This window comes from Oceanobacter sp. ABM4_470, assembly GCF_056158645.1.
Genome location: NZ_JBSWTR010000001.1, coordinates 3,049,755 through 3,074,916, shown reverse-complemented (window position 1 = coordinate 3,074,916; position 25,162 = coordinate 3,049,755). Strand labels below are relative to the sequence as shown.

At 55.2% G+C, this 25,162-nt stretch carries 21 protein-coding genes; 16 read left to right on the top strand and 5 right to left on the bottom strand.

Annotated elements, in window-relative coordinates; genetic code table 11:
* Window positions 1-39 precede the first annotated feature (39 nt).
* Window positions 40-945 (bottom strand): LysR family transcriptional regulator, encoded by a 906-nt coding sequence (locus ACXADJ_RS13635; RefSeq protein ID WP_475066808.1) that lies wholly within the window; start codon window positions 943-945, stop codon window positions 40-42.
* Between the two features lie 186 nt (window positions 946-1,131).
* Between ACXADJ_RS13635 and ACXADJ_RS13630 the strand changes: the two genes are divergently transcribed.
* The 5 genes from ACXADJ_RS13630 to ACXADJ_RS13610 all read left to right on the top strand — a co-directional run bounded on the left by ACXADJ_RS13630 (window position 1,132) and on the right by ACXADJ_RS13610 (window position 5,920).
* Window positions 1,132-1,668: an NADPH-dependent FMN reductase gene (locus ACXADJ_RS13630; protein WP_475066806.1), complete on the top strand. Its 537-nt coding sequence runs from the start codon at window positions 1,132-1,134 to the stop codon at window positions 1,666-1,668.
* A 281-nt stretch (window positions 1,669-1,949) separates the two neighbouring features.
* Complete coding sequence (locus ACXADJ_RS13625; protein WP_475066804.1) at window positions 1,950-2,429, top strand: MarR family winged helix-turn-helix transcriptional regulator; 480 nt, start codon at window positions 1,950-1,952, stop codon at window positions 2,427-2,429.
* Between the two features lie 261 nt (window positions 2,430-2,690).
* Complete coding sequence (locus tag ACXADJ_RS13620; RefSeq protein WP_475066802.1) at window positions 2,691-3,626, top strand: PDR/VanB family oxidoreductase; 936 nt, start codon at window positions 2,691-2,693, stop codon at window positions 3,624-3,626.
* Between the two features lie 45 nt (window positions 3,627-3,671).
* Entirely contained in the window at window positions 3,672-4,769 is a 1,098-nt protein-coding gene (locus tag ACXADJ_RS13615; protein ID WP_475066800.1) for a Rieske 2Fe-2S domain-containing protein, read from the top strand.
* 80 nt (window positions 4,770-4,849) lie between these two features.
* Window positions 4,850-5,920, top strand: a complete 1,071-nt coding sequence (locus tag ACXADJ_RS13610; RefSeq protein WP_475066798.1) for a TRAP transporter substrate-binding protein — start codon at window positions 4,850-4,852, stop codon at window positions 5,918-5,920.
* A gap of 90 nt (window positions 5,921-6,010) precedes the next feature.
* Here ACXADJ_RS13610 and ACXADJ_RS13605 read toward each other — a convergent pair whose 3' ends face one another.
* From ACXADJ_RS13605 to ACXADJ_RS13595, 3 genes are all read right to left on the bottom strand, one after another.
* The gene (locus ACXADJ_RS13605) at window positions 6,011-6,811 is read right to left on the bottom strand and encodes a helix-turn-helix transcriptional regulator (RefSeq protein WP_475066794.1); all 801 of its coding nucleotides are present in this window, start codon (window positions 6,809-6,811) and stop codon (window positions 6,011-6,013) included.
* Window positions 6,808-8,178 (bottom strand): aspartate aminotransferase family protein, encoded by a 1,371-nt coding sequence (locus ACXADJ_RS13600; RefSeq protein ID WP_475066792.1) that lies wholly within the window; start codon window positions 8,176-8,178, stop codon window positions 6,808-6,810. The genes ACXADJ_RS13605 and ACXADJ_RS13600 overlap by 4 nt, the downstream gene beginning before the upstream one ends.
* A 406-nt stretch (window positions 8,179-8,584) precedes the next feature.
* Complete coding sequence (locus tag ACXADJ_RS13595; RefSeq protein ID WP_475066790.1) at window positions 8,585-9,283, bottom strand: GntR family transcriptional regulator; 699 nt, start codon at window positions 9,281-9,283, stop codon at window positions 8,585-8,587.
* A gap of 180 nt (window positions 9,284-9,463) precedes the next feature.
* Here ACXADJ_RS13595 and ACXADJ_RS13590 point away from each other — a divergent pair, with 180 nt between their 5' ends.
* From ACXADJ_RS13590 to ACXADJ_RS13560, 7 genes are all read left to right on the top strand, one after another.
* Complete coding sequence (locus tag ACXADJ_RS13590; protein WP_475066787.1) at window positions 9,464-10,789, top strand: glutamine synthetase family protein; 1,326 nt, start codon at window positions 9,464-9,466, stop codon at window positions 10,787-10,789.
* A 378-nt stretch (window positions 10,790-11,167) separates the two neighbouring features.
* On the top strand, window positions 11,168-12,277 hold the full coding sequence (locus ACXADJ_RS13585) for a polyamine ABC transporter substrate-binding protein (RefSeq protein WP_475066786.1): 1,110 nt from the start codon (window positions 11,168-11,170) through the stop codon (window positions 12,275-12,277).
* Between the two features lie 115 nt (window positions 12,278-12,392).
* The gene (locus ACXADJ_RS13580) at window positions 12,393-13,586 is read left to right on the top strand and encodes an ABC transporter ATP-binding protein (protein ID WP_475066784.1); all 1,194 of its coding nucleotides are present in this window, start codon (window positions 12,393-12,395) and stop codon (window positions 13,584-13,586) included.
* A gap of 76 nt (window positions 13,587-13,662) precedes the next feature.
* Window positions 13,663-14,577 (top strand): ABC transporter permease subunit, encoded by a 915-nt coding sequence (locus tag ACXADJ_RS13575; RefSeq protein ID WP_475068199.1) that lies wholly within the window; start codon window positions 13,663-13,665, stop codon window positions 14,575-14,577.
* Complete coding sequence (locus tag ACXADJ_RS13570; RefSeq protein WP_475066783.1) at window positions 14,574-15,380, top strand: ABC transporter permease subunit; 807 nt, start codon at window positions 14,574-14,576, stop codon at window positions 15,378-15,380. The genes ACXADJ_RS13575 and ACXADJ_RS13570 overlap by 4 nt, the downstream gene beginning before the upstream one ends.
* Before the next feature lie 61 nt (window positions 15,381-15,441).
* Window positions 15,442-16,158, top strand: a complete 717-nt coding sequence (locus tag ACXADJ_RS13565) for a type 1 glutamine amidotransferase (protein ID WP_475066779.1) — start codon at window positions 15,442-15,444, stop codon at window positions 16,156-16,158.
* Between the two features lie 28 nt (window positions 16,159-16,186).
* Window positions 16,187-17,461, top strand: coding sequence for an NAD(P)/FAD-dependent oxidoreductase (locus ACXADJ_RS13560; RefSeq protein ID WP_475066776.1), 1,275 nt, complete (start codon window positions 16,187-16,189; stop codon window positions 17,459-17,461).
* A 59-nt stretch (window positions 17,462-17,520) separates the two neighbouring features.
* On the opposite strand, the gene ACXADJ_RS13555 is transcribed toward ACXADJ_RS13560, so the two are convergent.
* Entirely contained in the window at window positions 17,521-19,326 is a 1,806-nt protein-coding gene (locus ACXADJ_RS13555) for an FAD-binding oxidoreductase (protein ID WP_475066774.1), read from the bottom strand.
* 193 nt (window positions 19,327-19,519) lie between these two features.
* Between ACXADJ_RS13555 and ACXADJ_RS13550 the strand changes: the two genes are divergently transcribed.
* The 4 genes from ACXADJ_RS13550 (at window position 19,520) to ACXADJ_RS13535 (ending at window position 25,042) form a co-directional block, all read left to right on the top strand.
* Complete coding sequence (locus ACXADJ_RS13550) at window positions 19,520-21,331, top strand: flavin monoamine oxidase family protein (protein ID WP_475066772.1); 1,812 nt, start codon at window positions 19,520-19,522, stop codon at window positions 21,329-21,331.
* Window positions 21,318-23,114, top strand: a complete 1,797-nt coding sequence (locus ACXADJ_RS13545) for an alpha-keto acid decarboxylase family protein (protein WP_475066769.1) — start codon at window positions 21,318-21,320, stop codon at window positions 23,112-23,114. The genes ACXADJ_RS13550 and ACXADJ_RS13545 overlap by 14 nt, the downstream gene beginning before the upstream one ends.
* A gap of 107 nt (window positions 23,115-23,221) precedes the next feature.
* The gene (locus ACXADJ_RS13540; protein WP_475066766.1) at window positions 23,222-23,359 is read left to right on the top strand and encodes a hypothetical protein; all 138 of its coding nucleotides are present in this window, start codon (window positions 23,222-23,224) and stop codon (window positions 23,357-23,359) included.
* 225 nt (window positions 23,360-23,584) lie between these two features.
* Window positions 23,585-25,042: a hypothetical protein gene (locus ACXADJ_RS13535; RefSeq protein WP_475066764.1), complete on the top strand. Its 1,458-nt coding sequence runs from the start codon at window positions 23,585-23,587 to the stop codon at window positions 25,040-25,042.
* The last annotated feature ends 120 nt before the right edge of the window (window positions 25,043-25,162 follow it).

The window sequence follows — 25,162 nt, the reverse complement described above, 5'->3', positions numbered from 1 at the left end:
ATCTGACACGGCGCTGTCAGATGGCGGCTGATTATTCTCTTAGCCCTGCTCCAATACGCCCACCACGTAATCAATAAAACTGCGTACCTTGGCCGACATGTGTTTGCGGCTGGGGTATATCAGGTAAATATCAATCGGGCTGCGTTGGTAGTCGGAGAACAGCTCTACCAGTTCGCCGGTGTCGAATTCATCGGTGAATAAAAAGTCGGGCACCCGGGCGATGCCAATACCGGCGCTGCACAGTGCCAACTCCATTTCCGAGCTGTTCTGGCTGACGCGGCTGTTTACTTCCACCTCAATGTCCATGCCGTATTGGTTTTTGTATTGCCACAGGCGCGGGTGTTTGAGGTTGCTGTAGGTGATGCAGTGGTGGTGCTTGAGGTCTTCCGGCTTTTCCGGAGTACCGTATTTTTCCAGATAGGCGGGCGAGGCGATGGTCACCGCCCGTGAGCACATGATCTTGCGGCTGATCAGGCTGGAGTCTTCCAGTTGCGGGGTGGCTCGCACCACCACATCAAAACCATCGGCCACCACATCGACCTTGCGGTTGTTCATATCCAGTTCCAGGTCGACCTGTGGGTACTCGACCAGAAAGCCCGCAAATATGTGCCGCAAACGCGCCACCGCCAGACTGGGCGGACAGCTGATGCGCAAGGTACCGGTGGGTTGCAGCTGGTGACCCATCAGCGCGTTCTGCACTTCGTTGGCCTCGGCAATGATTTGCTGACATTGCTGGTAAAACAGCTCGCCTTCGGCGGTCAGGTGCTGGGTACGGGTGGTGCGGTTCATCAGCCGTACCCCCAAACGCGCTTCCAGCCGGTTGATTTCCTTGCTGATGTAGGAGGTCGAATGGCCGGTGTTGTCGGCGGCTTTGGTGAAGCTGCCAGCGTTGATGACTTCGGCGAAGATCACCATGCCATCGAGCAGGTCGGCGTTGTAACTCATGGAGTGGTCCAGTCAGGTTGCTCGTTTGATAATGTGTGATTCAAAGTCAAATGGAAACAATAACTACACGATTTTGATATTAATCTTTTATTGGGGCGAATCTATAGTGTTGCTTATCGGTTCGGCAAGGCCTGCCAAGCAGCCTGCCGACAACCATTTTCTGGCACACGCCGAAGGAGATTGACCATGAAAGTACTGGCTTTTGCAGCATCCAACCACAAGGCTTCCATCAACAAGCAGCTGGTTACCCACGCAACTGATTTGCTGGCCGCCAACGCTGGTGCTGAGGTTGAGATTCTGGACCTGAACGATTTCGAAATGCCGATCTACAGCATTGACCGCGAAGTGGCCGACGGCATCCCTGAGCCAGCCAAAGCGTTCTTCAGCAAGATTGGCGAAGCCGACGCGGTTGTGATTGGTTTCGGCGAATACAACGGTAACTACAGCGTGGCTTACAAGAACGTATTCGACTGGGCTTCCCGTATCGACCAGAAGGTTTACCAGAACAAACCAGCCGTATTGCTGGCGACTTCCCCAGGCCCTGGCGGTGCACAAAGCGTTTTGGGCATCGCTGCCGGTTCCGCGCCTTACTTCGCCATGGACGTGAAAGCCCAGCTGTCTGTGCCAAACTTCGGCGACAATTTTGACGCTGAAAAAGGTGAGCTGACCAATGCCGATCTGGCCGCTCAGCTGAAAGACGCACTGGCGACACTGACTGCCTGATCTGAAAACGGTTAGCTTGAAAAACCGGGCAGGGGGTGAGAGACCTGCCCATGCTCACCGGGCCGAGCTGAAGGCCCGGACGCTGCGCGCGACACTTGAAGTGGGTACGTTAACCGCTTAGTCCGCAGCACGGATTTGAGAGTTCTGATTTTCCAAACCCCCATTGGCCAGACCGCAACGCGGTGCTGGCCTTTTTTGTTTCTGGCTTCTTTTATTTACAGCTTCTTCGAGCAGTGATGTAACCTGTCCCTCCCGCTGGCCGATCAGTAATAACGGACACCATGAAAGACTCCCCTGAAAACGGACACACGCTCGAACTCGATAATTACGTACCAGCCCTGATTACCTTTCTGGCGAACAAGCTGTCTGCGGGAGCCTCGCGCTTGTACCGTGAGAAGTTTGGTGTGGGGATTGTGGAGTGGCGTTTGCTGGCGCTGTTAAAGGTTGAGCCTTGCATCTCCCCTAATCGCATGTGCCAGGTGATTGGGCTTGATAAGGCTGCTGTGAGCCGATCGATCAAGCAGATGCAGCAGCAACAGCTGGTCACCGTTTTGGAAGATCCCACCGATGCGCGCAAGTCTCTGGTGGAGCTGACTGACAGTGGTCAGCAGCTGCATGATCAGGTTTTTGAAGTAGCGATCAAGCGTGAGCAACTGTTGTTGGAAGAACTGGCAGTTGAAGACAAAGAAGCGCTTATCCGTATTCTGAATCACCTTAATCGCAGAGTCGCTGTGGTGAACGCTTATCAGCCGGATCTCTGATCCGGGTAATCAAAACCGATTTTCTGGCTGGGACAATTCGGGCCAGTCGTTCTGCTTTTTCCTCCTGCGTGACGCTCGGTTTCAGTGCGACTGAAATCACCCAAGCGATTGTTTTAACGTATTTTTTATCAAATTTTATGTTGTCAGTGTGGCTTATTTTCTGAGTCATCGGTTGTGTTTTATTTTGCGGTTATCGTTGACATGACAACTAAACTAAAAATATTGTTGATATATCAACAATAACAACGAAAGGTGATCGTCATGCTTGATGTCATCATCACAAACACGCAACCGCTGGCGCAGGGAATCTGTGGTTTGACGCTGAAATCGGTCAATGGCAGTTGCTTACCTGCTTTTGAGGCCGGTGCTCATATCGATATCCAGCTGCCGTCAGGGCTGGTGCGCCAGTACTCGCTGATTGATCCATCCCGTGATGACCAGTACCAGATTGGTGTGCTGCTGGACCCGCAGTCCCGGGGTGGCTCAGCCGAAGTGCATCAACTGGAAGTGGGGCATGCGCTGAAGATCAGTGAGCCGCGCAATCTGTTTGCTCTGGATGTCGATGCGCCACACGCGTTGCTGTTTGCCGGCGGCATTGGCATTACGCCCATTGTTGCCATGGCTTCCAGCCTGGGTGCGGATGGCAAATCTTTCGAACTTCATTACTCCGCTCGCAGCCGCAAGTCAGCCGCCTTTGCTGATCAACTGTCGTCGCAGGCTGATTGCTTTTGCTATTTCAACGATGAAGACAGCTCTCTGGATTCCATGACGGTTCTGACCCGGGCACCGGCGGGCAGCCATTTGTACGTCTGCGGTCCGGCCGGATACATCGAGCATATTTTTGGTACAGCCCGTCAACTGGGCTGGACTGAAGAGCGCCTGCATCGCGAATTTTTTGCAGCCCCTGAAATAGTGTCGGAAAACGGCGATCGTGCTTTTGAACTGGTGATCGCCAGCACCGGACAGGTACTTGAAGTGAGCGAGCAATACAGTGCTTTGGAGGTACTGGAAGACGCAGGCTTCGATATCCCGTCGTCGTGCGAGCAGGGCGTTTGTGGCTCCTGTGTCACGCGCCTGGCCGATGGTATTCCCGATCACAGGGACAGCTTTCTTACCGCAACCGAACGGGCATCCAATCAGTTGTTTACCCCTTGCTGCTCAAGGGCCAAAGGCAACCGATTGGTGCTGGATCTCTGAGCCGGGTTCCGACTCACCCTCCAATAACAACAAGCAGGAGTTGATATGTCTGTATCCATTTACATTCCCGGTGTCAGTGCCGAAGTGAAAAACGACAGCGGTCGCCAGCAGGGCGCTTACCCACTGGATATGTGGTACGTCGCTGCCCACAGCAAGGAGCTGAAAGACCAACCGGTTGCTCGCACCTTGCTGAACGAAGCGGTGGTGCTTTTCCGCAAGGGCGATGGCCAGGTTGCGGCGGTGGAAGATCGCTGCTGCCATCGGCATTTGCCATTGTCCAACGGCATCATCGAAGATCAGGGAATCCGTTGTGGTTACCACGGCTTGCTGTTTGATGAAGCGGGCCAGTGTCTGGAAATTCCGGGCCAGGCCAAGGTACCGCGTAAGGCCCGTGTACATGCTTACCATGTGCGTGAACAGAATCACCTGGTATGGATCTGGTTTGGCAGTGAGGTCGATAGTGCGCCGAATTGTGAGCCGCCGGTATATCCGGTTCATGACGACCCTCAATACGTCTTTGACGGCGATGTATATCACTACGACGCACCGTATCAGCTTATTCACGACAACCTGCTGGACCTAAGTCATCTGGGCTATGTGCATCTGAAGACCATTGGTGGCAATGCCAAGCTGCATATGAACGCCGAAATGAAGGTCGAAAGTGACGAACGCTCGGTCCTCGTGGTGCGCCATATGCCCAATTCCGATGCGCCGCCAACGTATCTTGAAGCCTACCCGTTCAAGGGCAAAATCGACCGCTGGCAGGAAATCCTGTTTAAGCCGTCACATCTGGAAATCTGGACCGGTGCGGTGGATCACGGCACCGATGACATCAGTGACCCGAACCGTGGTGGCTTCCATATGCGTGGATTCCACGGCATTACACCAGAGACATCCACCTCTGCTCACTACTTCTGGACCATGGCGACCAATCCGACTCAAAACGTCGAGGAAATCAAAGCCAAGGTAGTGGAGCAAACCGAACTGACGTTCGATGAAGACAAGGTCGTTATCGAAGCCCAGTACGCCAACATGAAGCGGTTCGCCGGCACCCCCATGATCGATATTCATGTGGACGTTGGCCCTAACCGTGCTCGTCGTATTATCGAGCAAATGAAGGCAAGCCCGGAGGTGGCCGTCTGACGTCCACTTCATTTCAGTAAAAATATGCTGTAACAACAGATCAAAAACACCCGCTCAAACAATAAAAATTCGAGGTGATTATGCTTTCTTTCAAGGTACTCAAACGCGCTGTTTTGCCATGGGTTTCGCTATTGGCCATACCCGGTATTGCCAATGCTGAAGCGGAATACCATTTTCGTATGTCCCATCAGCTGCCACCGGCATCTGAGGTACATACGCTGATTCTGGAACCCTGGGCCAAAACCATTGAGCAGGAATCCAACGGCCGTATAAAGATCGATGTGTATCCGGCTATGCAACTGGGCGGCAAGCCACAACAGCTGTTTGACCAGGCTCGTCGTGGCACCGCCGATATCGTCTGGACCGTTGCCGGTTATACGCCGGGTCGTTTCCGTAAGGCCGAGGTGTTTGAACTGCCGTTTATGGCCGCTCGTGCTGAAGCCACCAGTCAGGCGATTCAGCAATTTGCGGATGAAGAAATGGCAGAGGCTTTCCGGGATGTAAAGCTGCTGACGATTCATACCAATGCTACTGGTGTCCTGCACTCCCGCGATAATCCGATTCGTACCTTGCACGACTTCAAGGACATCAAGGTACGGGCGCCAAACAAACCGATCGCCGAAGCCTACAGCGAGATGGGCGCCATGCCGGTGTTTATGCCTGCGCCACAGCTGGCATCGGCGTTGTCCAAGGGTGTGATTGATGTGGCTTCGCTGTCATACGACATTTTGGGGCCCATGAAGGTGCATGAACTGGTGAGCTCTCATTCCGAGTTGAGCGGAGACCGTGGTTTGTATGCTCAGGTGTTCCTGTTTGCCATGAACAAGAAAAGCTATCAGTCACTGCCGGACGATCTGAAAGCCTTGATTGACCGTCATTCCGGATTGCCACTGGCTCGCGAGGCTGGCCGCCTGTTGGATGAAATGGGTGAACGCGGCAAGGCGCTGGCCGTTGCGACCAATAACCCAATCTATACCATATCCGCGGAAGAGACCCGGGCGATCCAGCAGCTGATCCAGCCGGTCACTGATGCCTGGATTGAAGACATGAGCGACGATGGCCACAAGGGGAAGTATTTGTATGAACGGGCCAATGCGCTGATTGACCAGTACGCCAATTCCGTAAAAACGGCATCTGAATCGAATTTCTGAGTGTGTCAGGAGTGGGGGGGGGAGGGCGATTGCACCCGCCTTCAAAGGGAAAAGGCCAGCGCTATGCTGGCCTTTTTTCGTTGGCTGGAATCAGGCAACGATGCGCATATCCATTTCGCTCAGGTGACTGAGGAACAGAGTAAAAATGTCGCTCTGGGTCGAGGTGTTGAGGCGGCCGTGAATGTTCTTACGGTGTACTTTCACGGTGCCGACGCTGATGTTCAGTTGCTCTGCAATCGACTGGGAGCTGTGGCCTTGCAGGATCAGCGCGGTGATTTCCTGTTCGCGGCGGGTCAGTACGCCCTGGCCGAACGTACGTAAGGCATGGGTCAGGGTGCTGCGGCTTTTGTCTACCGGGCGGAATTCATCAGCGTTTGATAGCCAGAACTGACGAATCAGGGCGGCTAATACTATGTATTGTTCCTGCAGGCGGTTCAGTTCGGCGCGAGTAATACTGCCAATACCGTGCTTACGGCCCAGTGAGATGGCAAAGCTGTAGCCGTCGTCGAGGGCGACCACCATATTGATTTCATCGGCCAGACCAAAATCCTGGTAACAGGTGTGGTAGTACTCGCTTTGGGTAAAGGAGTCCGGTGCCATGCTGTCGAGGCGGGCAACACCGCTGAAGCCGTCTTTCTGGATGGCGTTGAACAGCGGGTCCAGCAGGTAGCAGTTGGTCAGGTACTGTTCCAGCGTGTCGCTGACGTCATCGGTTTCGGTGTACAGCAATACCGGGCGACGTTCAGCGTGATAAATGGTCATCAGGCAGGTGTCGAACAGGCACACGTCTTCCAGATAGGCGGCCAGTTGGTTGGGAAAGCCGGCCAGACGCACGTGGTCGATCAGCGCCGCCAGCTGGCGGCTCAGTTTGCTATCGATGCTGTCGGTCATATCTCTACTCCCAGCTTGCGCACGCTTTCCAGCGTCAGGTCGAAACAATGGCGAGCTTTTTCGCACATTTCGTTCACTTCTTCATGGCTGATCACCAGCGGCGGCGACAGCAACATGCGGGTGCCAGTGGCGCGCATGATCAGGCCGTTGTTGAAGCAGTGATCGCGGCAAATGGTGCCGATATCGATATCGCTCGGGAAAGGCGTTTTTGAGGCCTTGTCCATCATCAGGGCAACACCTGCCACCAAGCCAATGCCGTCGATGTGGCCAACCAACGGATGATCGGCCAGGGATTCGCGCAGGGTTTTCTGGAAGTAAGGGCCAATGTCGTTGCCAACTCGCTCGACGATGCCTTCGTCTTTCATGACGTCGATGGTTTTCAGTGCCACGGCAGCAGCCACCGGGTGACCGGAGTAGGTGTAGCCGTGGTTGAAGTCTTCGTCGTGGGCAGCCAAGGCGTTGGCAACGCGGTCGCCAACGGCAACGGCGGCAATCGGTACGTAGCCGGATGACAGGCCTTTTGCCATGGACATCATGTCTGGCTGGATGCCGTAGGTCTGGCTGCCAAACCAGTTGCCGGTGCGGCCGAAGCCACAAATCACTTCATCGGCAACCAGCAGGATGTCGTACTTGCGGCAGATGCGCTGGATTTCTGGCCAGTAACTGGCTGGCGGCACGATGACGCCGCCAGCGCCCTGAATCGGCTCGCCAAAGAAGGCGGCGACGTTGTCGGGGCCAACTTCGAGAATCTTTTCTTCCAACGCTTGTGCTGCCTGCAGGCCAAATTCTTCTTCGCTGAGGTCACCACCTTCGCCGTACCAGTATGGCTGGCGAATGTGAGCGATGTGCGGAACCAGTGGGCCGCCTTGCTTGTGCATGCCGCTCATACCACCCAGGCTGGTGCCACCGATGGTGCTGCCGTGATAGGCGTTTTCGCGGGCAATCAGAATATTGCGGTACGGCTTGCCCTTAATAGCCCAGTAATGACGAGCCAGACGCATCAAAGTGTCGATGGCTTCGGAGCCGGAGCCTGCAAAGAAAATGCGGTTCAGATCACCCGGTGTTACCGAGGCAATGGCTTCTGCCAGTTTTGCCGCCGGCCCGTGGGTGGTCTGGAAAAAGGTGTTGTAGTACGGCAGCTCATTCATTTGCTGATACGCAACGTCCGCCAGTTCCTTACGGCCATAGCCAAGATTCACACACCACAAACCCGCCATGCCGTCGATGATCTTGTTGCCCTGTTCGTCCCACAGGTACACGCCGTCGGCTTTGGTGATAACACGGGCGCCTTTGTTGTTAAGGCTGCCGGTATTGGTGAAAGGATGCAGATGGTGTTTGGCATCCAGTTGTTGCAGTGGTGAGGCCATGGGTCCTCCTGACGCTGAGTGAGTGTCGTTATTTTGTGATCACAATATTGTGATCACAAAATTCAAAGTGCAATGGGAAAAACGTCAACTGGCTCAAATTGTCATCATTGTTAATTTGAAGAGGGGAGGACGGTGCGCAGTGCGCACCCTACATGGTGCGGGTGTACAGATCTGATTGTGCTGGTCTGTTAGAGACGCGAAGCGGCTGCCATCTGACATTGCGGTGTGTTCTTCAACGCTCTGTTGAACATGCAGCTGGATTTCGAGAGCAAGCTCTCTCCCACAATAATCGGACAAGCAATGTTGGAAATGTGGGAGGCAGCTTGCTGCCGATGATGGGCATCGCACAATTTCGCCAGACGCCAGACGCCAGACGCCAGACGCCAGACGCCAGACACCCGACAAATCAGGCGCTCAGCAGCTGTTGCAGGGTTTCCGGCGATGAAGCAAAGGCACAGCCATCACGGATGTCGGCGGCGACGGCCAGTTTCAGGGCAACGGGGTCCTGACGGGTGATGGCATCCATGGCTTCGTGGTGGCGGTCTACCTGGTAGTACTCATCAAGGTAGGCGGCTGCCACGCGCATGAACGGCGCCAGTTGCAGCCACAGGCTTTCGATCAGGGGCATGGTGACCTGATGGGGGTTGGCGGTGTAGATCAGGCGGTGAAAATCCTGATTCACCCGCATCACGGTTTCGGCGTCGCCTGCAGCTTCGGCGGCATCAATCTGCTCGTCGAGTGTGCGCATTTGCGCCAACCGTTGGGCGTCTATGTAGGGCAGTGCTTGCCCAGCGGCGTGGCTTTCCAGCGCGATTCGGGCTTCCACCAGTTCGCTGAATTTCATCGCTGTCATACGTGGCACCATGACCCGTCGGTTGCCCTGGATTTCCAGTGCGCCTTCGGCAGCCAGCTGGCGCAAGGCCTCGCGTACCGGCATCGGTGAAACGTTCAGCAGGGCAGCCATTTCACGGATGGTGACGGCCCGACCCGGTGGCAGTTGGCCCAGCATCACGGCCTGACGCAAGGTGCTGTATACCCACTGGGTGATAGTTACAGCGTCGTCGCGCTGCTCTAGGGTGATCTGTATCGGCGAGTGCTTGTCCATACCGGTGTCTTTTGTGGTTACCGCATCGGATTTTTCGTTACTTCGGGCAGCAGATCTTGCTACTGGTCATTAATGTGATCACAATTCAAAGGCCTTGTGCAATTGTCAGATGAAGAATTTCTGAAATCACTTTATCCAATTATGCTTGGCCCAACAGACAAAAACACTACTGGTGTGGTTATGCAAAACGATTTCGATCTTTTTATTGTGGACCTGAACGGCAATTTGCGCGGCAAGCGTTTGCTCGGCAGCTCCCTCGACAAGGTGTATGAGGAAGGCGTCAAATTGCCTCGCTCGGTGTCCGGTCTGGATTTCTGGGGCGGCGACGTTCCTGAGAACGGTCTGGTGTTCGAAACCGGCGACAACGACGGTGTTTGCATGCCCGTTCAGGACAAGCCAGTGCCTGTGCCGTGGGCGGAAAAGGACCGTCATCAGCTGCACGCCATGATGTGGAACCCGGACGGCACCGAATTTACGGCCGACCCGCGCCAGTGTCTGTCTCATATCGTCAAGCAATACCACGACCGCGGCTGGTATCCGGTAATGGCCACCGAGCTGGAATTCTATCTGATGGACGGTTCGTCGGAAGAAATTCAGCGCCCACAACCGCCAGTGCTGGACCGTGGCCATGGTCGTCGCCTGAATACCACTGATGCTTATTCCATCGAAGATGTGGACGGTCTGGAATCTTTCTTTGCCGAAGTACGCGACACCTGTGAACAGCAGGGCGTACTGGCCGACACCATTATTTCCGAATTGGGCCCAGGCCAGTTCGAGATTAACCTCAAGCACGTGCAAGACCCACTGGCGGCGGGTGACCAGGCGATCTGGTTCAAGCGTCTGGTGAAAGGCATTGCACGTAAGCATGGTTACAGCGCCACCTTTATGGCCAAGCCATACGCTGAAGAGTCCGGCAACGGGTTCCACGTGCACTACTCGCTGGTGGATGCTGACGGCAACAACCTGTTTGACGACGGCGGTGAAGACGGCACGCCAATGCTGCGTCATGCGGTCGCTGGCATGCTGGCAATGATGCCGCAGTGCATGCTGATGTTTGCGCCGCACCTGAACTCCTACCGCCGCTTTATGGAAGGCTCCCACGCGCCGGTATTTGCCAGCTGGGGCTATGAAAACCGTACTGTGTCGCTCCGTATTCCAGAGAGTGAGCCGGTCGCTCGTCGTATTGAGCATCGTGTGGCGGGTGCAGATGCCAACCCGTATCTGGTGCTGGCGTCGGTACTGGCTGGTGGTTTGTATGGCATTGAAAACGAGCTTGAAGCCCCAGAGCCAATGGTGGGGGATGCCTATGCCGCAGCCGACGAATCGACCCGCTTGCCAAGCCGCTGGGAAGACGCCATCAAAACGCTGGAAGGCAGCGAGCAGGTGCCGCACTACCTGACCGAAGAGTTCGTACGGGTGTACGGTGCGGTGAAGAGCGCCGAATATAAAGATTTGTGCAGCCGCATTTCTGATATTGAGTACGAAGCCTATCTGGGCTTACTCTGACGCTTGTCAGGAAGATGGTTGCTACAGCAAAACGGGAAGCCTTCAGGCTTCCCGTTTTTGGTTGCAAAGCGCGTTTTTCGATATAGGCCAATGGGCCAAAAACCTTACCTTCAGCAACTCAGTAAAAGTGCAACAGGATGTGCCAATTGAAGACATTGTCAGTTGTTTGTCACAAAACCGTCGCGGTCCCGCGGCGCTGCCAATCTGCCAAAGCCAGTAAACATGGGGCTTGGGCATTGATCCTCGGGTGAACGAACGTACCTAACCCCCAGGGGGTATGGGAACAGCACCCGCCCATCAGTAGCGTTAATCAAAATGGCATCAAGACCATCGGGCCAAGACCTGCCTATCACTACACGAGATCCGGAGAACGAACGCATGAAGAAGAAAAACTGGTTGGCGGCAATGACCGCCGCGGCACTTGCAACGACTTCCCTCGGCCTGTCTGCGGCGGCATTTGCCGACAGCAAACAGCTGAATATCTACAACTGGTCTGACTACATCGACATGGAAGACGTCAAACGCTTTGAAGCCGAGACCGGTATTCATGTGAACTATGACGTTTACGACTCCAACGAGATGCTGGAAAGCAAGATCATGGCGGGTAATACAGGCTATGACCTTGTAGTCCCAACCGGTTCCTTCCTGGAACGTCAGATTCAGGCGGGTGTGTACACCGAAATCGACAAGAGCAAGCTGTCCAACTATGGCAACCTCGACAAGGAACTGCTGGCCAAGGTTGCTCGTCATGATGCCGATAATGCCCACAGCGTACCCTACGCCTGGGGCACCATTGGTCTGGGCCTGAATACCGAACAGGTGTCCGAGCGTCTGGGTGATATGCCAACCGACAGCTGGGATCTGCTGTTTGATCCAAAAGTGGCGGCCAAACTGAAAGACTGTGGCATTGGCGTGCTGGATTCTCCGGCCGAGGTCATGGCCATCGCGCTGAACTACCTGGGGCTGGATCCTAACTCTGAAAGCAAGGCTGATCTGAAGAAAGCGGAAGAGCTGCTTAAAGGTACCCGCGACAACATCCGTTACTTCCACTCCAGCCAGTACATCGGTGATCTGGCCAATGGCGAAATCTGTGTGGCAGTGGGTTACAACGGCGACATCATGCAGTCTGTTGGTCGTGCCGATGAAGCCGGTCAGGGTGTGAAGGTGTCCTACACCATCCCGAAAGAAGGCACGCTGGTGTGGTTTGACCTGATGGCTATCCCGAAGGATGCGCCGCACAAGGAAGCAGCCTACCAGTTCATCAACTACATCCTGTCGCCCAAAGTGGCTGCCGGTATCTCCAACTACGTCTACTACGCGGTACCCAACAAGGCTGCTGAGCCGCTGATTATTGACGAAGTGATCAATGATCCGGGCATCTACCCAACCGACGCTGTAAAAGCCAAGCTGTTCCCACAGCAGGCCCACACTGCCAAATTTGACCGTTTGCTGAACCGCGCCTGGTCGAACGTTAAAACCGGTCGCTGATCCCGGTATGCCGCTGACGGTAACGACCGTTAGCGGCGCAAAGAACATAACTAAAAACAGAGACCGAGCCCGGTCTCTACCAACTGACTGAGTATCAGTCTGTGGAAGCAAGGCTATGACAACTGCAGAACTTTCCCCCGAGCAACAGAAAGACACCAACAAGGCAGCTGCCAAGAACCCGCTGACCGCTCCGGCACCGGATCTCTGGCGCGACCCCAATGCCAAGCCTTTTGTGGTGTTTGATAATGTCACCAAGAAGTTTGATGACTTCACCGCGGTCGATAATATCAGCCTGAATATCTATCGGCGTGAGCTGTTCTGCCTGTTGGGAGGCTCGGGTTCCGGTAAAAGTACCCTGCTGCGTATGCTGGCCGGTTTTGAACAGCCAACATCGGGTCGTATTTTGATTGATGGTGTCGATATGGCAGGCATCAAGCCATGGAACCGTCCGGTCAACATGATGTTCCAGTCGTACGCCTTGTTCCCACACTTGAGTGTCGAAAAGAACATCGCCTTCGGCCTCAAGCGTGAAGGTCTGGCCGACGGCGACATCAAGAAGCGCGTTGCCGATATGCTCGACATGGTGCAGCTGGGTCATCTGGGCAAGCGCAAGCCGCATCAGTTGTCCGGTGGTCAGCGTCAGCGTGTGGCGTTGGCGCGGTCGCTGGTGAAGAAACCGAAGTTGCTGTTGCTGGATGAGCCGCTGGGGGCGCTGGACAAAAAGCTGCGTGAAGAAACCCAGTTCGAGCTGATGAACATTCAGGAAGACACCGGTGTGACCTTCGTGGTGGTGACGCACGATCAGGAAGAAGCCATGACGCTGGCAACCCGTATCGGCGTGATGAACACCGGCAACATCGTGCAAATTGGCGAGCCGCACGATATTTACGAATACCCGAACTCCGCCTTTGTAGCGCGCTTCATTGGTTCGGTGAACCTGCTGCCGGGGCGTATTGTTGAAGACGAAGTCGACAGCGTGCGAGTGAAAAGTCAGGACATGGACGCACCGCTGTACCTGAACCACGGCATCAGCTGTGCGCCGGGTCAGGAGGTGAACGTGGCCATTCGTCCGGAAAAAATCATGCTCAGCCGCGAATTGCCAGAACAAACCGACAACCGCTGCGAAGGTATCATCGAAGACATCGCCTACATGGGCAGCATGTCGATCTTCCGTATCCGCCTCGACAGCGGCAAGGAAATCCGCGTGACCCAACCCAACATCGCCCGCGACATGGGTGCCCGTTTCACCTGGAATGACCGTGTTCACATGTATTGGGATGTGGACAGCGCCGTGGTTCTGACCAGCTGAGGGGGCGAGGATGACGCAATCTACTTCACATCAAGAGCCAGCCATCGGCCTGGCTCGTCTGGCACAGCTGTTTTCGATGCTGTGGCAGTTTATCGGTCTGGGACGGGTTAACTGGGGTCGTCTGATGGTGATCGCGGTGCCTTATTTCTGGCTGGCGCTGTTCTTCTTTATTCCATTTGTGGTGGTGTTCAAAATCTCGCTGGCCGAGAGTGCCATTGCGGTGCCGCCGTACAGCAGCCTGCTGGACTGGGATCTGGAAGAAGCTTATCTCAACATCAAAATCAATCTGGGTAACTACCTGTTCCTGTGGGAAGACAGCTTTTATCTGGATGCCTATTTAAGCTCCATCAAGATCGCGGTGATTTCCACCCTGCTGACACTGGTGGTGGGCTTCCCGATCGCCTGGCTGATTGCCCGTAGCGAAGGCACCACCCGTACCATACTGCTGGCGCTGGTGATTCTGCCGTTCTGGACCTCTTTCCTGCTGCGCGTTTACGCCTGGATGGCGCTGCTGAAAAAGAGCGGTCCGATTAACGACATTCTGATGGCGGCGGGTTTGATCGACCAACCAATCCAGATGCTGCAAACCGATTTCGCCGTTTACATCGGCATTGTTTATACCTACTTGCCGTTCATGATTCTGCCGCTGTACACAGCGCTGGAAAAACTCGATATGACGCTGGTCGAAGCGGCTGCGGATTTGGGCTATCGGCCGGTACAAAGCTTCTTTGCGGTGATCGTGCCATTGGCTCTGCCGGGCATCGTTGCTGGTTGCTTGCTGGTATTTATTCCGGTGGTGGGCGAGTACGTGATTCCGGCGCTGCTGGGTGGTTCCGACACCCTGATGATTGGCCGCGTATTGTGGGACGAGTTCTCGATCAACCGCGACTGGCCGATGGCTTCCGCCGTTGCCACTGTGATGCTGGTGTTGTTGGTGCTGCCAATCATGCTGGTGCGTAACCGTTCAGAAGATCAGGAGGGCCACGCATGAAGAAGCAAGGTTCCTGGATTTTATGGGGCAGTGCCGCTCTGGGCTTCCTGTTCCTGTACCTGCCCATTTTGTCGCTGGTGATCTACAGCTTTAACGAATCCAAGCTGGTGACGGTGTGGGGAGGTTGGTCGCTGAAATGGTACGGCGAGCTGTTCCGCAACGAGCAGATTCTTAACGCTGCGGCACTGAGTTTCAAGGTGGCGTTTATCAGCGCCACCCTGGCGGTGGTGCTGGGCACCATGGCTGGATTTGCCTTGCAACGGATGGGCAAATTCAAGGGCAAACTGATCTTCTCGGGCTGGATTTCCGCCCCGCTGGTGATGCCGGAAGTGATTACCGGTTTGTCCTTGCTGCTGTTGTTTGTGGCGCTGGAAAGCCTGTTTGGCTGGCCTGCCGGCCGTGGCACGCTGACCATCATTATTGCTCACACCACGTTCTGTATGGCCTATGTGGCGGTGATTGTGCAGTCGCGTCTGGCGGGTTTTGATGAAACGCTGGAAGAAGCGGCCATGGACCTCGGTGCCAAGCCGTCGTCGCTGTTCTTTCTGGTGACGCTGCCGCTGATCATGCCTGCCATTCTGGCCGGTTGGTTGCTGTCGTTCACCATGTCGCTGGACGATCTGGTGATTGCCAGCTTCGTGTCCGGGCCGGGTAACAGCACCTTGCCGATGGTGATCTTCTCCAAGGTACGTTTGGGCGTGACCCCGGAAGTGAACGCGCTGGCGACCCTGATGATCCTGATTGTGGCCGTCGGTGTGCTGGTGGCCATGTTCCAGATGCGCAAGCGGCCGCAGCCTGAATAAGTGTGTGCGGGGGCAGCAGCCCCCGTTTTCTGTTTTGTAAGAACGACCCCAAGAGCACGTTATGAAAATTGGTATTCTCGCCACCGGTATCACACCGGATGAAATGATTCCTGAATACGGCACCTACGCCGACATGTTCGTACGCCTGTTCGAGCCGCTGGAAACCGACTTTGAATACCGCATTTACGAAGCCCGACTGGGCGAGCTGCCGATGTCGGCAGACGAGTGCGATGGCTGGATCATCACCGGCTCAAAATTCAGTGTGTACGAAGACCTCGATTGGATTCGCAACCTGAAAGATGTCGCTCGCCAGATTCAGGCGTCTCGCAAGCCGCTGGTCGGCATCTGTTTTGGTCACCAGCTAATGGCCGAAGCCTTTGGCGGCAAGGTCGAAAAATACCAGGGCGGCTGGGGCGTGGGTGTTCACAAGTACCGCGTTCACGGCGTGCTGGCCAATCGCCTGTCGGATCGCATTCGCGTCAACGCAGTGCATCAGGATCAGGTAACGGTACTGCCACAAGGCGCGGAAGTGATCGCCAGCTCCGAGTTCTGCCAATACGCCGGTTTGAGCTACGACAACGGCCGTATGGTCAGCTTGCAGCCACACCCGGAATTTACCCTGCGTTTTGAAGCCGACCTGCTGACGTTCCGTGGTGGTGACGGCATTCCGGCCGACGACGCCAAAGCCGGTGTGGTGACTGCCACCGCCAGCGATGCCTGCATCGATTCGCCAGTGATTGCCGAATGGCTGGCCGACGTACTGCAAAAACAGTACTGACCCATCAATAAACACAGGGAGTCTGGGCGTGAACGCTGAGCACAGTCTGCATCGGGCAACTGCCAACGAGCTGCCGGACTTCCCTGAGCTGAATGACTCGCTGGACGCCGATGTCACCATTATTGGTGGTGGACTGACGGGCATCAGCGCGGCACTGGAACTGGCCGAGCAAGGCTATTCCGTCGTGCTGTTGGAAGCCGAACAACCCGGTTGGGGCGCTTCCGGTCGCTCTGGTGGTCAGATCATTGTTGGTGCCGGAGAAAACGGCGCTGCTCTGCAACGTCAGCTGGGGACTCAATTGGCCAAACAGGTGTTCGATACTTCGGTGGTGGGCATCCAATGGCTGCGCCAGCGCATTCAGCAGCACCAGATCCAATGCGACTTTCAGGCCGGACAAATGGAAGCCGCCATTCGCCCATCCCATCTCGAACACTTGCAGCACAGCGCCGAACAGCTGGACCGGTTTGGTTACCCGGTGCAGTTACTCAATGCCGCCGACACCGCCAGCAAAACCGGCTCAACGGCCTTTGCTGGCAGTTTGTATGACCCCAATGGCGGTCATCTGCACCCTCTCAATTACACCCTCGGTTTAACCCGTGCTGCCCAGCAAGCTGGCGCTAAAATATTCGGCCACAGCCGGGTAACGGCGATTCAATACGGTGCAACCGTAGTGGTAAAAACCGCGACGGCGGAAGTTCGCAGCCGCTGGCTGGTGATCGCCGCCAATGCCTACCTCGACAAACTGGTGCCGGAACTTGGCAAACAGGCGATGCCGGTGGGCAGCTATATTTGCTCCACTGAGCCGGTGCCGGATTCTGTACTGCCTGCCAACTGCGCGGTGTTTGATACCCGCAATCTGTTCAATTACTTCCGCAAGGACGCCGCTGGTCGGCTGGTGTGGGGTGGCCGGGTAGGTCTTACCAACAAGCCACCGGTGAACCTGAAAACCAAACTGCACCGCCGCATGGCAGCGGTTTATCCACAGCTAAAAGAAACCCCTTTCACCCGCGAGTGGGGCGGCTTTGTATCCGTGACCCGCCATCGAACACCAAGCATTGGCAAGCTGGTGGTACAGGGCAAACCACAAGGCAATGTGCTCTACGCCCATGGTTATTCCGGCCATGGCATGGTGATGGCCGCCGTCGGTGGCGTTACGCTGGCCAGCGCGATTCGCGGACAGGCTGAACAGCTGGATGTGCTGTCGAAAATTCCCTGCGCGCCGCTGCCGAACAACGGCGTCCTTCACAACGCCGGCCTGGCGGCGGCGATGTTGTACTTCAGTCTGCGTGATGCGTTGGGGTGAGCAGCGAACCGGATGACGATTAACGCCATCCAGTGGCTGAGCTTGACGTTAAAGCCCAATTAGACGATGGTTTTGCGGGTTCTCAGGTGGTTGAAGGTGTCTTTGACGCAGTTCTGCTTCACCGATACCAGCCGTTCGTAGCTGCTGTCGAAGTACTGTTCGGTGGGTACTGCCGGGTCTTTGAAGCTAATGAATGCGCCTTTGGTGCCGTCGATGTCTGCCATTCGGCCCTCATCAATCCAGTCCATGGCGCGGTTGGTGTCGACGAATACCGGGCTGTCTTGTTGGGCCAGCTTTTCAAGCAGTAGGGTATTCCACCAGGTTTGATACTGGATGGTGTATTGGCAGTCCCGGTAGGGGAAGGCCACATCCAGGCTTTGTTGCTGTTCAATGTAGAAATCTCCCTGAATCGCGCCCAGTGTAACGTAGCTGTTCAAGCCATGATCGCGGCTGTCTTTGAGCACCAGCGGTGAGGTCAGCGACTGCAGAAATTGTTGGTAGCCGTTGCCTGTTTTGAGGCCGTCGGCGGTGACAAAGCGCGATGTGATTTTATGCGGTGCCGGCGCATCGTAGTCGGGCTTGAAGGGTGTGCCTTGCAGCAAGGGAAGGTTATCCAGCCCTTTGTCGAGCATTCTGTCGTAGAGGGAGTCACGACCCCAGTCGCTCATCAGGCGGTGTTCGTATTTATTGCTTTCGTGGTCGGCCCCGCTGGCGGCACCAATTTGCAGGTCGGTATCGACGTTGACGCCGGTTTTCCCAAAATGCGCATCGACGAATGCTTTTAACGCGTCTTCGGTTCCTTCCCAGTAGCCATACATCAGACAGGTATGTTTCCAGTTGGCATAGTCATCGCCGCAACCTGTGTTGTTCATGGCATTGATTTGCAGGTTGGTTCCCAGCAGGCCCGGTGTGGCGTTGCTGTTGATGACGTTTTCCCAGGTTTGCAGTACTTCAAGAGTGGTGCAATCGGCAGACGGGGTCTTGCTGTCTGGCTCGTTGTTCCAGTAAATCTGAAAGCGGCGAATGGTGGCTGGCAGCGGGAAGGTTTTGATAAAGAGACGGGTCAGAATGCCGTAACTCATGCCGCCGCCGCCACGCAATGCCCACAGTAGGTCGCTGTTTTCTGTGGCGTCCAGTTGCGTGCCTTTTTCTCCCAGAAGGATAGGCTGACCCTGGTTGTCGAAATGCTCAATGATCTCGCCGCCATCTTCGTGAACCTTGACCACCGAGCCGTCGCCGAGCACCAGTATGGCACCCATCAGATGCTCGCAGCACATGCCGTATTTACGTGTCCATGGACCCCAGCCACCCCCCTGAATAAACCCTGTCAGTCCTACGGTTGCGCAGGTGCCGTGGGCGATCATGCGATCGACTTTGGCCAGCTCAGGGGTCAGTTGGTAGAAGCGGTAGCCAGCGCCGATTTGGGCTTCATCGCCTTCCATTGTGAAATCCCGGATACCGGTGACATCAATCAGGATGACATTGTCGCCGCTGCTTTCACCGGCATGGTCGTGGCCACCGGCCCGCAAACGAATCGGCAGGTTGAGCTGGCTGGCCAACTGATAGGCCTGTTGCACTTCGCGGGTGGTCTCGCACATGACGATGGCAAAGGGTTGGTACTGATAACGGGTATTGAACACCAGGCACTCGGCCTGATAGGCGCTAAGGCCCGGAATCAGTCCGGCTTTGGGGTCGCCTTGCATCAGCAGTCGGGCTGGTGGAAAGCCCGCTTCGATCATTTGATCCCGGAAGCGACGGGATTCATGGATGTTCAGGGCATAGGTTTCCAATACACCGAGGCGCTGTAATTCCGGGGTGTAGTTGGTGAGAGCTTGAGACAGGGCGGTCAGTTTTTCGGAAGGCATACCAAAATCCGTTTGTTGGAGTGTGCCGCTATTGATAACGAATTTTGTGACCGCCCGCAGTATCAGTTGCCCCCGCAGCGTGCGACTGCAGATTTGCAACAACGGCTGCTATTGATACCAAGCTGATACCGAGTCCGGTGCTGGTGGTTGCTACAGTTTTTTCCGGTAGACCCCAAGTGACTGGAGCAAACGGATGGACTCAAACAATCAATCACCGCAGGTGCTGGATCAGGCAATCATTGGTGGCGGTGTGTCGGGCGTATACAGCGCCTGGCGGTTGCAGCAGCAAAGTGGCGCTGAACAGAGCATTGCCTTGTTCGAATACAGCAACCGTATTGGTGGGCGGCTTTACAGTCGCAAAATCCCGGGGCTGGACAATGTGGTGGCCGAGCTGGGTGGCATGCGCTGGATTGCCGAAGATCACCCAATGGTGAATAGCCTGGTCCATGAACTGAAACTGGCAATCAAAGAGTTTCCAATGGGGTCGTCATTGCCACTGGACCCGAAGGTGAAGGACTCGCCCAAAGCAGGCACTGAAAACAATCTCTTCTATTTGCGCGGCCAGTACTTCCGTTATCGCGACTTTACCGAATGCCCGAACCGTATTCCCTACAACCTCGGTTGGTCGGAACGGGGCTATGGCCCGGAAGACATGCAAGTGAAGGTGATGAACCTGATTTGCCCGGGCTTTGCCGATATGAGTCTGGCAGAACAAATGGCCGTTGAGGTGAACGGCAAGCCAATGTGGCAATACGGCTTTTGGAATTTGCTGGAGAGTGTACTCAGCAACGAAGCCTATCAGTTTATGAAAGACGCCGGTGGCTACGAGGCCAACGTCGCCAATGCCAACGCGGTGACTCAGTTACCTGCCACCGAATACAAGGACGATACCCAATTCCTGGGGCTGAAACAGGGTTTCCAGACGCTTCCTCTGACCTTGTGCGATTGTTTCGAGAAGCTGGGTGGTGCGGTGCATATGGATATGCGCTTGGCTGAAATCCGCATAGACCCTGGCTCAGATACCCGTTATACGCTGATTTTCCAGCCCACCAGTACCGACGATTCCGGCAAAACCATCGACACCGATGACGCTTGTGTCGAAGTGCAGGCAAAGAAAGTCATCCTGGCCATGCCTCGTCGTTCGCTGGAGTTGATCAAATCGGATTACTTCGAGGACGAATGGCTGCAAAGCAACATCCCGTCGGTGCTGATCCAGAAAGCCTTCAAAATGTTCATGGCCTATGAATCGCCGTGGTGGCGTAGCCTCGGGCTGGTATACGGTCGCTCGGTGACTGACTTGCCGATTCGTCAGACTTATTACATGGGCACCGAATGTGACGCCAGCGACGTTTCAGTCAGCACCAATTCCTTGTTGATGGCTTCCTATAACGACATTGGCACCGTGCCTTACTGGAAAGGTCTTGAAGCTGGTCAGCCCTTCAGAGGCTATACCCCAGCCGGTGTGACGCTGGCCGCCGGTGAAAGCATTGTGCCCAATCACGAATTCCAGATTTCCGACGCCATGGTGCAAGCGGCGCAGCGCCAGCTTGAAGCGGTGCACAATCAGAAGCAGCTGCCGCAGCCGTATTCCGCCGTTTATCAGGAGTGGGGCCATGAGCCTTATGGTGGTGGCTGGCACGAGTGGAAGGCCGGCTTTGAACTCGACAAGGTGATGCAAAAGATGCGTCACCCGGTTGAGAGTGAAGACATCTACATCGTGGGAGAAGCCTATTCCTACGATCAGGGCTGGGTTGAAGGCGCGCTGGTGGTGGCGGAATCCATGCTGGAGGAGTTTTACGGTTTGGATGCGCCATCCTGGCTCAAGGTCAGCGACGCGTCACATACCTTCTTGCCATCGTTAAGCCGTTGGGTGCCTCAGTTGCTGACAGAGCCGTACCCCGTTCCTGAGAACGACTCTGCCACCAAGGCCAACGCGGCCATTCGGGCAACCCTGAATGAAGTGACTACCTTTGCGTACGAGGGGATCAATCATGCCCAACAGTAACCCATTCACCGTTGCGGATTATCTTCTGGTCCGTATGCAGCAGCAGGGACTGGCAAAGGTCTTTCAGGTTCCGGGCGACTACGTCACCGGCTTTATGACGGCGCTGGACAACTTCGATGGCATTGATGCGGTGGGTACGGTCAATGAACTGGAAGCCGGTTACGCCGCTGATGGTTACGCCCGCTATCGTGGTTTGGGGGCGGTGTCCGTTCAGTATGGCGTCGGCACCTTCAGTGTGCTCAACGCCATTGCCGGGTCCTACGTTGAACGTAATCCGGTGGTGGTGATTTCTGCCAGTCCATCCGCCTCTGAACGCGAAATCATCGCCAAAACCGGTGCGCTGTTTCACCACTCAACAGGCAATCTGGACGCCGATCGAACCGTCTTTGAAGCGGTCACTGTGTATTCGGAAGTGCTCGTCAGTGCCACCGGTGCACCGGCACAAATCGACCGGGCGCTGACACTGGCGATACAGAACAAGCGGCCCATTTATTTGGAGGCCTGGAGTAACGTTTGGTCTGATCCTTGCGATGAGCCTGTTGGCTTGTTGGATAAAGCGCTGCAGGATACGAGCGAAACCGATCTGGCTGAGTTTGTGAATCCTGCATTTAGCAAGCTGAGCTCGGCACGCCAGCCTTTGGTGATTTTGGGTATTGAGGTTTCCCGCTACGGTCTAGAGGATGACGTGACTGCCCTGCTCAAAGCCTCTGGTATTCCGTACACCACCACCTCGTTGGCGAAGACGGTATTGGACGAGAACGCAACTGACGTTGGGTTTATTGGCACCTATGCGGGCGCGGCATCACTGCAGGAAACCGCAGACTATGTTGCCCAATGTGATGCGATTCTGTGCCTTGGGGCGATTTTCACCGACGACTATCTGGACCTGCTGAACAACCAATACGACGACATGATCGCCGTAGCGGACAGTGGCACTCGTGTTGGCAACACGCCGATGAAACCGGTCTCGCTGCAAAGTGCGATTGCAGGTCTGCTGGCACAGTTTGAAACCAGCAGCCAATTTCCCATTGATCCCGGTAGCTTGCCTGCCACTGATAGCTATCAAGCAGAACAGTCACCAGCCGAGGCGGTGTCGTACGAGAGCTTTTTCAATATCTGGAATCAGTTCGTGAACACGGCACCAGAACACACGCCTGACAGTCGTGCGCCAAAGCACGGTATCACGACCCTGTTGGGCGAAAGTTCGTCCCTGTATATGGCGATTCGTATGAACGGAATGCCGCAAGGAAGCTTTGTCAGCGACGCCGCCTGGGGATCGTTGGGCCACGAAACCGGCTGCGCCATTGGCGTTGATATGGCGGGGCTGACGGATGTGGATGGCACGTCGAAACGCTCGGTGGTGATTGCCGGTGATGGCGGTTTCATGATGATGAGTCAGGCGCTATCGACCATTAAACGCAATCGTCTGAACAGCGTGGTGTTTGTCATGAGCAATGGCGTTTACGCCATTGAGCAATCCTTTGTGAACATCTGCGCGTTCAGCCCAGCGGGGGACTTTGCGCTGTTTGATGAGCTACCAAAGTGGAATTATCAACAGCTGGCATCGACCTGGGATATCGAATATCGCGCTGTTGAGTACAACGCAGATCTGTCGAAATCATTGAGCGCAATTCAGGCCAACCCGGACAAGCCCTATTTGGTTGAAGTCCGGCTCAATAAAAAAGACCTTGCGCCGGCGGTTCTGGATCTGGCCGATTCCATTAACGAAAAACCCTTCAGGGATTGCGTTTGTAAAATCAAAAGAGGAGGTGATGACGGTTAATTGTAATTTCAGGACTCTCCAGGTAACCCGCATTGCCACCCCCTCGAGCATCAGATTATTCAGAGAGTCCCTTCAATAATAACTATCAATCAGCAGGAATGAATATCATGAAATTAAGCAACGTATGGATGGTGTTTTCATTGATCATGATTGCACCGTATGTATCTAGGGACCCTCTGAAAAACCCGGTGCCCGCTCTGGATGACAGGGCGAAGCTGAGTCACGAAGCTGATTTGCAGGCCTGACGGGTCAAGTCAAAAATCAGCGACACAGAGTCAGCAATGCCCTGCTATCCCCGTAGGGCGCGGCCTGCAGGCCGCCAGAACGGTGTTGGCGAATTTGGAAAGGGCAAGCCATTCCGCTGCATTCGCCGCCTTGTTCTACCAACCTGCAGGACTCACGCAGAGCTGTGCAGAGTTGTTCAGAGGGTCCCTCGTGATGAGCAAGGTCCAAACCGTATCGAGTCGGCTATGTTCTTTCATAGCCAGATTAAAGATGCCGGTTGTGGCGCGTGTGAGATGACTTACTCGGATGGCCAGCTGACGTTTCCCAAAGCAACGTCAGCGCCCGCCATTTCTTGCCCTGATGCCTGGGCCTGGAAAGGCTTTATCGAAGCCGTGAAAGGTGAATTCTGGGTCAACTGGGCGACAGACGAAACCATTTGGCCAACCGACCCGGTGTCTTTCCTCAACTGCCAGACGGTAGGCTGGGGCGGCAGTCGAACTGGCCAACCCACAACGCCCGGCCAATTCATCGAGCAAGCCAGCGAATGCCCATACTATCCGGCCGATTTTTATCAGGGCACGTCGGAGCGACCGCTTGCCAATTACAAACTGGATGAAACCGCTGGCCATCCCAATGGCCCGCTGTCGAGCGTGGATGCCGGTCGGGTTATCCGTCAGCAAGAGTCGGAAATTGTGTATCGGAACAAACCCATGTTCGATTACATAAAAGACAACGGCCTGTATTACACCGAAGGTCTGGCGAATGCGTTCAGTAAAGCGTCCGGGGAATCGGACTCCTCGCCAACGCGCAGGCGGTGGGGCAATAGCGTGCAGTTTCCAGTGGATTCGGTGATGTTCAAGGTCGACTGGATTCCACTGCCGGTGATGCAACAGCAGGGGCTGATTGCGGAAGGCAGCTGGAAAAAAGGTCGGCCTATTCCGCAGCCCAAACAGAACCCCTACATCACCACACTGATGCCGTATCAAAAGAATGGCGACGCGGGTGGCCCGTTAACACCTTATTATCTGGTTTCTGTGACGGCGTCTTCCAAGGCCATTCCAACCTGGCACTGGTATGCGTTTGAGCACGTTAACAACAAGGGGCGTTGTGACTTTATTGGTTGTAACGATTCCTTTGGCTATTTGAACACCAACAGTGGGTCTGATCCGGCGAACTTCATCAGCCCGCACACCATGCCTGATGGGCTGAGGGATGTGATCTTCGATCTTGGCAAGGTCTACAAGGCTGAGCCTCTGGCAGATGATCTTGTTGCACTACTTGCAAGCGTGGGTATTGGCCATGGCGAAGTCGGCTTTGGTAACAAGCCTGCACCGCAGCAATCCGCCTGGCTGAACTACCGCTTGAAGGGTTCCCAAACCACGTTCACCACCAACTACGGGATTCCAACGGTGGTGGGGCAGTCGGTGACGGAAGGTGGTTTTGTGAATACCTCCTCGTGTATGACCTGTCATGTTCAGGCATCGGTACAGGCATCCGGAGAGCCCGCTAACCCGGGGGTTGGTCAGGCCTGGTTCCTGAGCGAAATCGGTTACAACAATGTATTCAACGGCAGCCCGGACCCGTCCTGGTTCTTTGAAGCGGGCACCAATGAATTCAGTGCTGTTCAGACCGACTTTGTGTGGGGAATTCTGAATGCAAACTCTTGCCTCAAGTCACACCCTGGCTCGACGCTTTGCGATTGATCGACAGTGCGATTGAGCCAGTCAATAAGGAGCCACGCTTGTATGTGGTTCCTTTTATCACTCCTTTTATTGTTCCTGAATTATTGTTCCTGTTAGGGCTGCCTGTTTTTAGCTGAGTAG